Here is a 14,259-nt window from a genome sequence, read left to right as displayed (position 1 = left end):
GAGTCTGCTACGAGACCAAGGCTGGACTAACCGAACGCAATCAACACGAATGTCGATTTTTGTCCAGTGATTAGGTTAGTCCGTCAAGAGATTGGTTATCTGGGGAAGCATCTCCTGACGGAGAATACATCTTTGTATATTTTTCCCTGTTTTTAGGTACTGCTGGCTTTTTCTAACATGAGCTTGGAACGTTTTAACTGTTCGGGAATTTCGATGGGGTAGTTGCCGTCGAAACAAGCCGTGCAGAAGTTTTCGGGATTGTCGCCGGTGGCTTGTAACATGCCTTCATGGGAGAGAAAAGCCAGGCTGTCAACATTGATATACTGGCGCATTTCTTCCACCGACTTGGTCGCTGCCATTAATTGGTCTTGGGTGTCGGTGTCGATGCCGTAGAAGCAGGGGTGGGTCACCGGAGGCGAAGAAACGCGCATGTGCACTTCTTTGGCACCAGCATCCCGCAAGGCTTGGACGATTTTGTTGCTGGTGGTGCCGCGTACGATGGAGTCGTCTACGATAATCAACCGTTTGCCTTCGAGAACGTCTTTGAGGGGATTGAGTTTCATGCGGATACCGGCTTCGCGCATGGATTGGGTGGGTTGAATGAACGTACGCCCCACGTAGCGGTTTTTGATTAGCCCCTCGCCGTAGCTAATGCCGGATTCTTCGGAGAAGCCGATGGCGGCGGGAATACCGGAGTCGGGAACGCCAATGACCAAGTCGGCATCCACGGGGGATTCTTTGGCGAGTTGGCGACCGATGCGCATGCGGTAGCTGTAGAGGGTTTCTTGGTTGACGACGCTATCGGGGCGGGAGAAGTAGATAAGCTCGAAGATGCAGAGTTTGGGTTTGGGTTGATTGCTCCAGTGGAAGGATGCTAGACCGTCTTCGGTAATCCAAACCAGTTCTCCCGGTTCTACATCTCGCAGGTATTCGGCACCGATGATATCCAAGCCGCAGGTTTCGGAAGCTAAAACGTAGCGTTGGGGGTTGCCGGGGAAGGTACCAATAACCAACGGGCGAATGCCGCTGGGGTCGCGGGCACCCATTAAGCCGTCGGGGGTGCCAATGACGAGACTGTAGGCACCTTGGCATTGGTGAAAGGCGCTGATGGCTCCTTCCAGCCAGTCTTTGCCACTGTTGACTTCACTTGCGATCGCGAGAGCAATCATTTCCGAGTCGGTGGAGGTGACAAAATCCCAGTTTTGCTGGCTGAGTTTTTCCCGCAGTTCCCAAACGTTGACAAGATTGCCGTTATGTGCTAAAGCCAAGCTACCTAGGCGGGTATTGACCAAGGTGGGTTGGGCATTGCGAATCAGGCTGGAACCGGTGGTGGAATAGCGATCGTGACCGACTGCTATTTTTCCAGTTAATTTATTGAGAACTTCTTCGTTAAAAACGCGGGAAACCAAACCCATGTCTTTGTGGATGTAAAGTTCGTCGCTGCCAAAGGTGGCAATACCCGCCGATTCTTGCCCTCGGTGTTGCAATGCATACAACCCAAAATATGTCAACCTGGCCACATCTTCGCCAGGGGCAAAAACGCCAAAAACGGCACAGGATTCTTCCGGTCTATCGGGTCGCTCTTCGATGCTAGGGGAAGAGTCAGAAACAGCTCTGGGGGCAGGGGTATGATTCGGCATCATGATATTCAGACCGCTCCTCGATTGATGTTTTGGAAATTCCTGGTTGGCATGATAAAAGCGATAAGCTTTCCTTTCAGGGGGTTCTGGATAATCGATTTCTATCCAAAAAACTGAAAAGGGCTTAAATTTTTCTTAACAAACCTGTTTTCAAAATAACAGCTGACGGTGGAAATTGGGTGAGGAGATGGGGATATACCGGGCATGGGGGCGTACCGAGCGTGGGAGTTTAATCAAAATTTGCTATGTTTTCATAGTTTCCTCCCTATCTAACGTTTTATAGGCGACGTGCGATCGCGTTTTCGTAGGTAGTTTGCATTTCGCTAACAGTGATGTCGAGTAAAGAATCTCCGGATTTGGTAACAATTTGTAAATTGCCGTTGGTTACTTCCCCCAAGCGACACCAGGCAGTTCCTAATTGGGTTTGTAAATAGGATTCCCAAGCATTTGCTTGCGACAACGGTACCGAAACCAAAATCCTAGCTCCTGCTTCGGCAAATAGCAGCTCATCGGGGCGAATTGCGCTATTTTCTGCATCTAAAGTAACAGTCGCCCCCAAATTGCTGGCAATACAGGCTTCCGCCAGGGCAACCGCCAATCCCCCTTCCGCACAATCGTGGGCAGAATGCAACCAATTTTGACGAATGCCGTGGCGGCAGGCTTGGGTAACTTGTTTTTCTAACTCCAAATCCACCCGCGGAGGTTTGCCGGCAACGGTGTTGTGAATCGTAGCCAGATATTCCGAACCGCCGAGGGTTACCTGTTCGCGGTTGGGAGTGATATATCCCAGCAAATAAATAGCATCCCCGGCTGTTTGCCAACCCAACTGGCAGGCTTGGGTAATGTCTTCTACCATACCCACCATGCCAATGACAGGGGTGGGATAGATAGGAGTAGGATTGTTGTTGGCATCCAGAGTTTCGTTGTAAAGGGAAACATTACCACCAGTTACCGGCGTTTGCAAAGCTTCACAGGCTTCGGCAATTCCGCGACAGGCAGAAGCCAGTTGCCAGTAACCAACGGGTTTTTCCGGGCTACCAAAGTTGAGATTGTCGGTGATGGCGATAGGTTCCGCACCAACACAGCTAATATTGCGCGCGGCTTCGGCAACGGCGAATTTGGCTCCTTCGTAGGGGTCGAGGTGTACGTAGCGACCGTTACAGTCGGTGGTGGCAGCCAAACCGCGTTTGAACTGTTCGGGATTGCCAGAGGGATTGGCACCTCGCAAGCGAATGACGGCGGCATCGGCACTGCCGGGAAAAATAATCGTATTGTTTTGAACTTGATGGTCGTACTGGCGATAAATCCAACGTTTGGAGGCAACCGAGGGAGTATCCAGCAGTTGCTGCAGGATTTGGTTCCAAGTGTGGAACTGACCGTTGATGTCGATGCCGGTGGTTTGGGCGGTGGGAAGATGATTCGGCGACCATTCGGCAGCTTGTTGGATGTAGGCGGGAGGTTCGGAAAGGATGTCTCGCTGGTAGACGGGGGTATCTTCCGCTAAGGCAGCAGCGGTCATTTCGGCAGCGACGGTGCCTTGATAGAGAATACGAACGATGGGTTCGGCAATAACTTTGCCAGCGACGACGGCATGCAAGCCCCAACGTTGGAATATTTCGATGAGTTCTGTTTCTCTGCCTTGTTCGACGACGAAGAGCATCCTTTCTTGGGATTCGGATAGCAGAAATTCGTAGGGCACCATGCCGGTTTCCCGGATGGGAATGCGATCGAGATCTAATTCTACGCCAACGCCGCCTTTGGCTGCCATTTCGGAGGTGGAACAGGTAAGACCGGCAGCGCCCATGTCTTGAGCGGCAACGACGGCACCGGTGTGGTATGCTTCCAAACAGGCTTCGATGAGGGATTTTTCTAGGAAGGGGTCGCCGACTTGCACTGCTGGGCGATCGCTTTCCGATTCTTCGCTGAGTTCGGAACTGGCAAAACTAGCCCCTCCCATGCCGTCTCTGCCAGTGGTAGACCCGACATAGAGAACGGGATTGCCCACACCGGAAGCACCGGCTTTGATGACATCGGGGGTTTCCATAATGCCGATTGCCATGGCGTTGACCAGGGGATTGCCAGCGTAGGCGGGGTCGAAATATACTTCGCCGCCGACGGTGGGAACGCCGACGCAGTTGCCGTAGTGGCTGATGCCTTCTACAACGCCGTTGAAAATTTGGCGGCTGCGGGGATTTTCTAGATTGCCGAAGCGCAGGGAATCTAAAATGGCGATGGGTCGCGCTCCCATGGTGAAGATATCCCGGAGAATGCCGCCAACGCCGGTGGCTGCGCCTTGGAAGGGTTCGATGGCGGAGGGGTGGTTGTGGGATTCGATTTTGAAGGCTACCCGCAAACCGTCACCCATATCGACGACGCCAGCGTTTTCGCCAGGTCCGATTAAAATGCGATCGCTTTTTGTGGGAAATTGTTTGAGCAGGGGTCGGGAGTTTTTGTAGCAGCAATGTTCGGACCACATGACACCAAACATTCCCAGTTCGGCGCGGTTGGGATGCCTGCCGAGGCGTTTGACGATTTCTTCGTATTCGTCGGGTTTGATGCCTTCTGCTGCGATTTCTTCTGCTGAAAAGGGGGCAGAGGACAGGGTAGACATAAGGTTTTTGCCGAAACAGTACAGATTGTTATTTTATCGGTTTGGGGCGGTTTGGGAATGGTGCGTAGGATGGAATTACCCAAACGGATCTTCCGGTCGCAATTTGTCTAACTCTTCTGGGGTAAAGGGATTTTCGCCTGCTTGCAGTGCTTGCAGCCAACGCTGGCGTTTTTGTTGTTTTTCCGGATCGTGGCTAAAGGTATGGTTTTCCAAGACGCTTTGGAAGTCTTCAATGGCACCAGCTACATCGCCAGTTAACGCTCTTGCCAATCCCCGGGTATCTCGCCAGCGACCGTTTTCTGGTTCTCGTTCTACAGCTTTATCTCCAGCAGACAATACATCAGCGGCGCAATCGTTGATACTTCCCAACCAGCAAAGGGAACTCCAAAAAGAGGCGGAAATTTCTAAGTTAGTATCGATGGCTTCAGCTTGTTGGTAAGCTTTTAAGGCTGCGTTTATTTCTCCTTTGTTGGCGCGATCGATACCTTCATTCAAAGAAACAGCAGCTGCAAATGAAGGTTCTTCCTTTAACTCTTGAGGAATATTAACAGCTTGATGAACGCCTCTCACATTGGACCATTTGGTTTCGTGATTCCATACCACTTTTCTCAAATCGGCATTGCTGAGATTGGAACCACTTAGATCGGCACCACTCAATTCTGCTTTTTCTAGGTCAGCATCTTGAAGATTGGCATGATGAAGATTGGCACGGTTAAAGTAGGCATTGCTAATCACCGCATCTTTGAGCATGGCTCCGCTTAAATTTGCATCTTCTAAGTTGGCTTTTTGCAGATTGGCACCTGTTAGGTCAGCCTTGGTTAAGTTGGAATACCTCAAATCGGCATTTTGCAGAAAAGCTCCTTTTAGTTCGGCATTGCTAAAGGTTGTATTGCTCAGATCGGTATCTTTGAGCACAGTACTATTAAGTTTGGCGTAACTTAAGTCGGTCTTATGAAGAACGGCACCACTTAAATCTGCCAAAGACAAATGTGTTTCTCGGCTTTTCCCTTCTTTATTTTCAACTTTCGTAAGTTTTGCTTCCTGAATGAAAGCACTTTTAAGGTTAGCCTTACTGAGGTCGGCACCACTTAAATCGGTGCGATTGAGGATGGCACCACTTAAATTGGCACCGCTTAGATTTGCTTGTTTTAAATCGGCTGTTTTTAAATCGGCACTGCTGAAAAGAACAACCCCGCTAAGATTAATTTTACTAAGTGCTGTATGGCGAAGAAAAGCACCTAATTTCGCCGGAAATGTTCCTACTCCCAAACATTCGCTATATCCAATAATGCGTAGCAGCCGATTTTCATCGAAATTGCGGTCGTCTTCTGGATTGCCACAAGGATGAAAAACAATTTTGGCTTTTAAAGTATCTTGTGACTGGGCATAGCGATGGATTTCTGACAATAAAATCAGAACGTTCAATCCTGCAGAAATATCTACTTGTCGCTGTCCTTTTTGAATACGATATTTCTGCATTTGCCTGGCTTTTTTTAGGGGAAGCATAGGTTCCGAAGCATCAAAAGATTCAATAAATTTTCCATCGCCCCATTGCCAATAAAATTTGTAGAGACGTTCAAAAAGAACTTGCCAATCCAGATCGCTCTGTTTTAAGAGTCCCCGTAGAAATTCTATAATTTCTGGAGTTAGAAATCCAAATCCTAAAAGGTCGTAAACTTGCCAGTTAAATTCTGCCTCTTTAATCGAAAAATAAGCTTTACGATTGTCAACCACATTTTTCTGTGCCCAACTTTTTAATGCTTTTTCCAAACGAGCCGCACATAAAAATTCGCCAAAGCTTTTATGCAGAAATTCTACAGAGTTTTCAACGCCATCGGAAGATTTAATGTAAAAAGTTGCTAAAGCATTTCTCAAAGGATTTCCTTCAGAAGATTGTTTTGCCCTTTCGATATGTTCCTTAATCGTTTCTTCTCCCCGATTGACAAATCTGTCTTCAATGGTTTGGATTTGCGCACGCTCTGCTCCTGACTGCACAACGCACAATCCAGTTTCTTCTAGAATATTTTTTAAGTCTTCTATGTCTAAATCGGTTATTTTCTTAATTAACTTTGTTGTTCTTTGACGGTGTAATACCCAATCAAATGCTTTTTGATAAATTTGAACTTTGACGCGATCGCTATCTTCAGAATCAAAATCATTGCGACTAAAGCTATCATCCCGATGCATGGCTGCTAACAAATAAAGAAGTAGGGGTTCTTGTGCCAATTTTTGAACGGATTCAGGACAGCGTTCGTCTTGCAAAAAATCGCGAAGTTTTTGGGTTGTCTCTGAAGCAATATGAGAACTCGTATCCACAACCTGTTGCCAATTTTCTAGCCACTTTTCCTGAATTTCTTCTGTCATCAGGTTAATTTCTACACGCTCTAAATTGTCAGGCATTTTCCTTTCAATACCCAATAGAGCTAAAGGTCTACCGGTAATGAGGATTTTATGCCCTTGCTCTGGATTTCGCGCGCAACGCTGTTGGAACAAAGAAACTTGTTCTAAAAACTCCCGTAGGTCAGTTTTATCGCCTCTTTCTAAAACCAGCTCATCAAATCCATCCAATAAAAATAAAAATCGGGTGTTCTTTTCTTTTAACCACCGACCATCATTATCGGCAAATTTCCAACTCACAGCTTGAGTTAGGGTTTTCTGGAAATCTTGAAATGTTTCTATATCTCGCAAAGAAATAAAAATCGGTATCCATATCGGGTCAAACTTCTCTCTTACTCGTTCGGCAAACATTTTACAAAAAACGCTTTTGCCACGACCAGGTCCTGCCTGTACGAACAAAACTTGCCCTTTTTTTTCTGGGTTTGTTAGAATACGTTCTGCCCATTCTTCAATATATTCAGGTTCCCCATTGTTGTCATCTTTGCCTTCTTTAACAGGTTGTACTTGCAAGGAAACATAAATGTCCTGAAGGGAAAAGTTCTCATCAAATACCGGTTCTTTAGGAAGTTTTTGAACGACCTCTTCCAAATAGGAATCGATGCTGTTATAAATTTCTAAATCGCGCAGCCACTCATCTCCATAAATTTGGGATAACCTGCCAGTTTCATTCTGCAACTTCGCTACGGCTTTTTTCATGTAACGGTGGGTACTGCGGGATATACGTTCTGTAATCATGTTCGCCTGCTCTGGGTCAAGCCCTGATTCCTGCAAGCGCTGTTGTAAAATTGGATTGTAAACTTGGGCTAGTTTGGACTCGTGAAAGCAAAGCAAGGTTTGTTCGGCATCCCGTTCTTCAAACGGAATCTCGTCGCCGTTTGCATTGACAAGATGCGTTCCTAACTGTTTAATTTTTTGCTGCGTCGCTTCAGAAGCTGGTTGTTCCTGTAGCTGCTGTTGAATTTCTGGATGGTCTTGGAAAAACTGCTGCATGCTTTGCAGGTAAGCTGTCTGACTGACGAGCAATACTTCATCTTGCAAGCTTGGTTCTTGCCGGGTTTGCTTGGCAATAAGTTGGAGAACGCCTGTGGCAAGAGGTAGAAAAGGAAAAGTTGCACCTACAACATTTGCTAATGGTGAGTTGAGCGCGTCTAGCAGAGAATCAATTTTGGAAATGTAGGGTTGTAGTGCTTGGATATCCTGATTTTTTTGGAGTTTTTCAGCAAGATCCAAAACAGCTTTGCCTGTTTCAGCACTACCTTTTGCCGTTTCTTCCCAAGGAATTTGAATTTCGGTGTTCGCAATCTCCCAGATTCTTCTCCAGAAACCCATGATCCGTTTGATGGCAACGACTTTATCGCTAGGATACTAAGTTTTTTTCCAAATGACAACAATCAAAACCGATCGCTTTTTCCATCTAAGTGAGAAAACTCCATTTCTGTGCCCCACCCCCGTGGCAGATCGGTTCAATTTGTGCCATAATGAGACTTTAGGTAACCTCAAGCCCCTAGCATCGAAATAGAGATGTTAAATCCCAACAAACTGATTATCGACGCCTTCGTGGAAGAAGTCAAAGCTGGCTACCACTCAGCCTACGGCGGCTTAAAACCTGACTACGCCGATATCTTGGCCTGGATTTGTAATATGGCGTTGGAGAACATTGCCAACAGCAACGCCCTCTACCACGATGTGGAACACACCGTCTTTGTTACCCTCGTCGGTCAGGAAATCTTACGCGGCAAACATATTCGCCTTGGTGGTGTGACACCGGAGGATTGGCTGCATTTTGGGATTTCCTTGGTTTGCCACGATATTGGCTATGTCAAAGGTGTCTGCCGGCAAGACCAAACCCCGGCTAGGGTTTATGCAACGGGAATGAATGGCGAAACGGTGAAGTTACCGGAAGGGGGTACCGATGCCAGCCTAACTCCCTACCATGTAGACCGGGGGAAATTATTTATTCAAGAACGTTTTGGCTTTCACCATCTCATCGATACGCAGATCGTGCAGAAAAATATCGAGCTCACACGCTTTCCTGTTCCCCTCGACAGCGACCACCAGGATACTCTTCACTATCCGGGGTTGGTGAGAGCGGCGGATTTAATTGGTCAGTTGAGTGACCCGCGCTATTTGGAAAAAATTCCGGCTCTTTTTTACGAGTTTGAAGAAACTGGGGTCAACCAAAACTTGGGATATGGTCATCCAGAAGATTTGCGCCGCAACTATCCTAAGTTTTATTGGAAGAGTGTTTATCCTTACATTAAGGATGCGCTGGAATTTTTAAAACTGACTCAGGAAGGCAAGCAAATTGTCGCCAATCTTTACGCTCATGTATTTGAAGTAGAACACGAAAAACATCTCAATTCCTGCGCGATCGCGTAGCGAAAAATGCCAGGGGCGATCGCAGCATACAACCATTTCCTACAAAGTTAGCCTTGAGCTTGGGTTTTGGCCTCTACGTGGGAAGCTTTCAGCATGTGGTAAGTAATCAGCAACTGGGTCAATGCCAAAGGATAGCTCTGCAAAGTTTCTCCAGTGGTACCGGTAATTTTGCCCAACTCTTGGTTGCCTTCTAGGCTGCAGAATTTGCCCAAATAAGGAACATCCTGACACAAAATTCGTTCTAACTCCCGTACCTGTTCCAAAGTAGCGTGACCGTCAATTTCCAACACATCCACAGGCTTGCTCATATCCCGATCCAAACGCAGGCGAATGGAAGAACCTAAATGGTTGCCTTCTGAGTTCAAAATGCGGGTCAAATCCGGGTGCGGAATGGTGGGGCGCAATACCAAACTCACATTGAGCAGTACGTTATTTTCTTGGGGATTGTCTTCCGGCGGATAAAACGTAACGATGGCATCTGCCCACTGCCGCTGCGGGCGAATGAAGGCTTCCGAGTCGGGTTCGCGTTTTTGCAGCTGTTCCCTTACTTGTTCTGGCGTGTAGCCGCGTTTGCCAGTATCGCGCTTGATTTTCCAAGCTTCCCGCAAGGATTCCGGTGGTGCTAGGTAAACCTTAACGTCGTAGTAATCCCGCATTTGAGGCGTGGTATACCCCAGCAATCCTTCTACCACCACAAATTTATTGGGTTTGATGTATTCTGGTGGGTCAAAGGTACCCGTGTGGTGGTTGTAAATCGGCTTGAGAATGGGTTCTCCCGCTTGTAACAAACCTAAGTGTTGTTCGATAATATCCAGATAGTTACAATCAGGGTGTAACGCCGAAATCCCCATTTCTTTTCTTTGCTGGCGGTCGTATTTGTGGTAGTCGTCAGTACAAATGACTGTTACATTTTCTTCACCCAAAACTTGAGCAACGCCTTTGGTGAGGGTAGTTTTGCCGGCGGCGCTATCGCCGACAATTCCTAAAATAATTGGACGTTGGTGCATCAATATCCTCCTACTTTAAATTTTCAGCAAACAACTGGAAAATCCCAAGACACTTGGTTTGCTATTGTACGCGATCGCGTCCCTTTTCCTAAAACATGCGATCGTTTTTTCTCCCTGGCTAGTCGTTTTCCACCTTGAAGGAAAATTTTGAGCAATGGGAGCAGAGTTGTTATAACAGGTGTACGCACCAATTGCCGTTTTCAATTTTTACCAACGGCGGAACTTCTGCCATGCCTTTTTCCTCTGTACAGCGTTTTTTGACCCGTTTTTCTGGAAAGCTACCCCTACGAGTTGTCTTCATCGTTCCTTTTGCCCTACAAATTATTGCCGCTGTGGGTTTGACGGGATATCTAGCCTATCGAAACGGTCAAAAAACAGTTCGCGACCTTTCTTCGCAGTTACGTAGCGAACTGACAGCGCGCATTGACCAACAGTTGCAAGACTACATGGAAATTCCCCACCACATCAACGAGCTCAATGCCAATGCTCTGGCGCAGGGGCAAATCAATGTTAATGACGCTACGGGATACGAGCTGCTTTGGCAACAGGCTAAAATTTACGATACCACGAATTTGGTTTATTGCAGCAGTGCCGATACGGGGGCTTTGTTGGGGGTGGTGCGATCGCCTCAAAAGCGGGAGTTGCAGCTACTAAGCTACAATGAAGCTGGGGCGTATCTGGGTCATTACTATGCTTTAGACGATTTTGGCAATCGCGGTCGGTTGTTAAGAAAAGGGCAAAACCCCTACGACGCGCGCAAACGCCCTTGGTATCGCGCCGCCATACAAGCCAATGCCCCTGTTTGGAGCGATATTTACCTGGATTTCGATACCCAAAAACCCACCATCACCGCCAGTTTACCAGTTTACAACCCCAAAAACGATGAATTGCTAGGGGTTTGCGCCACGGATGTGCTGCTGACGGTGGAGTTAAGCGACTTTTTAGAAAATTTGGAAATCGGGCAATCTGGCGAAGCTTTCATTGTCGAATCCTCGGGAAGGTTGGTTTCCAGTTCCACCGGGGAAAACCTGCAAATGCGCGGTGGTGCTAATCCCCAACGGCTGCTGGCCACTGCCAGCCGCAATGCTTTGGTGCGCAAGACTTCCAAGTATTTAGAGGAAAACTTTGGGGGGTGGCATCGCATTCACAAAAAACAGCAGTTAGAATTTAAACTAGATGGAAAAGGTTATTTTGTCCAAATTTTCCCTTTTCGCCACGCACAGGGCTTATCTTGGACCATTGTCTTGGTAATTCCCAAAGCGGATTTTATGGCACAAATCTATGCCAACAACCGCATCACCTTACAACTGGGAATGATTGCCCTCGCGATCGCGGTCTTATTTGGAATCGTCACTTCCCGTTGGGTGGTACAGCCGATTTTGCGTCTCAATACCGCTGCCAAACAGTTGAGTAAGCGCAAATGGTCGCAGCAACTAGATACCCAGCGTTCCGATGAGTTAGGGGAACTGGCACGGTCGTTTGAAGATATGGCTACCCAGCTACGTCAGTCTCTGGAAACGTTGGAACGGCAAAACATCGAACTGCAACAACTGGATAAACTCAAAGATGAATTCCTCGCCAACACTTCTCATGAACTGCGAACTCCCCTCAACGGCATCGTCGGTATTGCCGAGTCGCTGCTGGATGGCTACGGCGGCGATTTATCTCCCAAAGTCAGGCAAAATTTAGATGCGATCGTACAAAGTGGCTATCGCCTCACCACTCTAGTCAACGATATTCTAGATTTTTCGCAGCTGAAGCATCAAAGTTTGCAACTCCACCGCAAACCCGTGGAACTGCGGTCAATGGTGGAAGTGGTGTTAACCCTCAGCCAAACTACCGTTGGCACCAAACCCATCGAACTACGCAACGAGGTCGATCCGAATTTTCCCCCTGTGGAAGCAGACGAAAACCGCTTGCAACAAATTTTATACAATTTGGTAGGTAATGCGATTAAATTCACCGACAGCGGTTGGGTAACGGTTTCCGCGGAACTGGTTTCGCCGTCGGAGGATAGCGAGGAATGCCGCCAAATTGCGGTGACAGTTGCTGATACGGGAAGTGGGATTTCGCCGGAGGTGTTGCCGCATATTTTTGATTCTTTTCATCAAGGGGATGGTTCCCATACCAGGCAGTATCAAGGAACGGGTTTGGGATTGGCAATTACGAAAAAATTGGTGAATTTGCATGGTGGCGATATTTCTGTAGAGTCGCAATTGGGAAGCGGTTCTCAGTTTACGTTTACTTTGCCAGTGGCTGATTTGCCACCCCCCATTGCAGGGGATTTCCTGGTTTCTAAAAACCAATGGCGATCGCAGTTGTTACCATCGGTTCCCACTCGCAACGACGCGATCGCAAATACCGAAGCAGTCTCCCAAGCGACGCCAGCCACCGCTACCAACAACGGTTGTGCTGCTATTGAGAATGTACGCGATCGCTTTTCCATTTTGATTGTAGACGACGAACCTATTAACATTCAGGTACTTGCCAATCATTTGGCATTGCACGATTACGATATTACACAAGCCACCAGCGGTCTAGAGGCATTGCAACTCATCGAGAACGGGTTCAAGCCAGACCTGGTTCTTCTCGATATTATGATGCCGCAGATGACTGGCTATGAGGTTTGTCGGAAATTACGCGCTCAATTCCCAGCTAACGAACTGCCGGTTTTGATGCTTACAGCTAAGAATCAGGTGAACGATGTGGTGGAAGGATTGCATGTAGGTGCTAACGATTACCTCACCAAACCCATTTCTAAATCCGAGCTTCTCGCCAGAATTAAAACCCATTTGTATTTGTCGAATTTGAATGCTGCCTACAGTCGTTTCGTTCCCCACGAGTTTTTGCATCTTTTAAACAAGGAAAGTATTCTGGAAGTTCAGTTGGGCGATCGCTTGCAGCAGCAAATGTCGGTGATGTTTGCAGATATTCGCGATTTTACTTCCCTTTCGGAAACCATGACCCTAGCGGAAAATTTCCAGTTTATTAACGGTTACCTTAGTACCATGGAACCGGTGATTTCAGAACATTGCGGGTTTATTGACAAATACATTGGCGACGGGATTATGGCGTTGTTTGCTTGTGGGGTGAACGATGCGGTTAATGCTGCGATCGCGATGTTACAAAATTTAAATGTACGCAATCAGGAACGTTGGCATGATGGCAAGCATCCCATTCGCATTGGTATTGGCATCAACACGGGAATGCTGGCGGTGGGAACGGTTGGCGGTCAACAACGTATGGATACCACGGTCATTGGCGATGCGGTGAATTTGGCTTGTCGGTTGGAAAGTTTAACCAAAAAATACGGCACTTCTTTACTGATTTCCCACCACACGCTTTCTTTGTTGGATTTTCCCCAGGAGTATTTGGTACGATTTATAGATCGGGTACAGGTTAAAGGCAAATCCCAGGCGGTGGGAGTGTTTGAAATCTTTGACGGCGATCCGGCGGCAGTTCGCCAAGGCAAACTAGATACCCTGATGCGTTTTGAAAGAGCTTTGCAACTGTACTACCGCCGCAATTATGTGGCTGCTACCCAACTGTTGCAAGAATGCTGGCGGGAAAATCCCAGCGATCGCGTAGTGCAAGTGTATTTACAACGTATGAAAAACCATATGTAAGCAAACAACTGCTTTTGGTGCTATTATACAAAAATGCGCAGTTTTTGATTGGCTTGGTGGAGCTGCTCCACAATTTCTCGGTTTTCGCGGGTGGTGGTAGCTAAATGTTGGATGCCATCTTTGAGGGTAGCGATCGCTTCGTTGACCTGCTGGATGGCTTCTGCCTGTTCTTTAGCGGCGGCAACAATTTCTTGATTGTCGGTACTGACCTGCTGGATGGATTGGGTGACAAACATAAATTTTTCCGTGGTATGCTGCACCAATTCTACAGTTTTACGGGCAATGGTGGCTGCCTGTTCGGTGGCTTGGGTAGATTGGTCGATTTGTTTTTGAATCTCCGATACAATGGTAGATATTTGCGATGCGGAACTGCCACTGCGATCGGCAAGGCGACGAATTTCTCTAGCCACCACCTGAAACCCTCTGCCATGTTCGCCGGCACGGGTGGCTTCCACCGATGCATTGAGTGCTAGCATGTTGGTCGTATTGGCTAGTTCGCTGGAAAGTTGAGAAATATTACCGGCATGAATCGGGAGCTTGAAAGCCCTGACTTTTTAAAGCAGGGATGAAAAGCGACCCGTGCGGCTTTAGCCGCCGTC

Annotated in this window: 7 protein-coding genes; 2 read left to right on the top strand and 5 right to left on the bottom strand. The window is 47.5% G+C overall.

What is annotated here, in order from left to right:
• Positions 1–152: 152 nt before the first annotated feature.
• The 3 genes from purF to AS151_RS04745 all read right to left on the bottom strand — a co-directional run bounded on the left by purF (position 153) and on the right by AS151_RS04745 (position 7,977).
• Positions 153–1,643, bottom strand: coding sequence for an amidophosphoribosyltransferase (purF, locus tag AS151_RS04755; protein ID WP_071515906.1), 1,491 nt, complete (start codon positions 1,641–1,643; stop codon positions 153–155).
• Between the two features lie 274 nt (positions 1,644–1,917).
• Positions 1,918–4,251 carry a phosphoribosylformylglycinamidine synthase subunit PurL gene (gene purL, locus AS151_RS04750; protein ID WP_071515905.1) on the bottom strand — a complete coding sequence of 778 codons (2,334 nt, stop codon included), beginning with the start codon at positions 4,249–4,251 and terminating at the stop codon, positions 1,918–1,920.
• 75 nt (positions 4,252–4,326) lie between these two features.
• The gene (locus tag AS151_RS04745; RefSeq protein WP_071515904.1) at positions 4,327–7,977 is read right to left on the bottom strand and encodes a pentapeptide repeat-containing protein; all 3,651 of its coding nucleotides are present in this window, start codon (positions 7,975–7,977) and stop codon (positions 4,327–4,329) included.
• A 192-nt stretch (positions 7,978–8,169) separates the two neighbouring features.
• On the opposite strand from AS151_RS04745, the gene AS151_RS04740 reads away from it, so the two are divergent.
• A complete protein-coding gene (locus AS151_RS04740) occupies positions 8,170–9,027 on the top strand; it encodes an Npun_R2479 family HD domain-containing metalloprotein (RefSeq protein ID WP_071515903.1) in 858 nt (285 codons plus the stop codon).
• 47 nt (positions 9,028–9,074) lie between these two features.
• Here the strand turns inward: AS151_RS04740 and AS151_RS04735 are convergent, their stop codons facing one another.
• Positions 9,075–10,034 (bottom strand): phosphoribulokinase, encoded by a 960-nt coding sequence (locus tag AS151_RS04735; RefSeq protein ID WP_071515902.1) that lies wholly within the window; start codon positions 10,032–10,034, stop codon positions 9,075–9,077.
• A gap of 230 nt (positions 10,035–10,264) precedes the next feature.
• Between AS151_RS04735 and AS151_RS04730 the strand changes: the two genes are divergently transcribed.
• Positions 10,265–13,660 carry a response regulator gene (locus tag AS151_RS04730; RefSeq protein WP_071515907.1) on the top strand — a complete coding sequence of 1,132 codons (3,396 nt, stop codon included), beginning with the start codon at positions 10,265–10,267 and terminating at the stop codon, positions 13,658–13,660.
• 23 nt (positions 13,661–13,683) lie between these two features.
• On the opposite strand, the gene AS151_RS04725 is transcribed toward AS151_RS04730, so the two are convergent.
• The gene (locus AS151_RS04725; RefSeq protein ID WP_275527968.1) at positions 13,684–14,175 is read right to left on the bottom strand and encodes a methyl-accepting chemotaxis protein; all 492 of its coding nucleotides are present in this window, start codon (positions 14,173–14,175) and stop codon (positions 13,684–13,686) included.
• Positions 14,176–14,259: the final 84 nt, after the last annotated feature.

Source organism: Geitlerinema sp. PCC 9228 (genome assembly GCF_001870905.1).
Classification (GTDB): Bacteria; Cyanobacteriota; Cyanobacteriia; order Cyanobacteriales; family PCC-9228; genus PCC-9228.
Note: the sequence above shows the minus strand (reverse complement) of the source record. Positions and strands in the feature narration are given on the sequence as shown.

Excerpts from the sequence above, each read along its gene's own strand:
- purF (WP_071515906.1), bottom strand. The coding sequence starts at position 1,643 with ATGATGCCGAATCATACCCCTGCCCCCAGAGCTGTTTCTGACTCTTCC.
- purL (WP_071515905.1), bottom strand. The coding sequence starts at position 4,251 with ATGTCTACCCTGTCCTCTGCCCCCTTTTCAGCAGAAGAAATCGCAGCA.
- AS151_RS04745 (WP_071515904.1), bottom strand. The coding sequence starts at position 7,977 with ATGGGTTTCTGGAGAAGAATCTGGGAGATTGCGAACACCGAAATTCAA.
- AS151_RS04740 (WP_071515903.1), top strand. The coding sequence starts at position 8,170 with ATGTTAAATCCCAACAAACTGATTATCGACGCCTTCGTGGAAGAAGTC.
- AS151_RS04735 (WP_071515902.1), bottom strand. The coding sequence starts at position 10,034 with ATGCACCAACGTCCAATTATTTTAGGAATTGTCGGCGATAGCGCCGCC.
- AS151_RS04730 (WP_071515907.1), top strand. The coding sequence starts at position 10,265 with ATGCCTTTTTCCTCTGTACAGCGTTTTTTGACCCGTTTTTCTGGAAAG.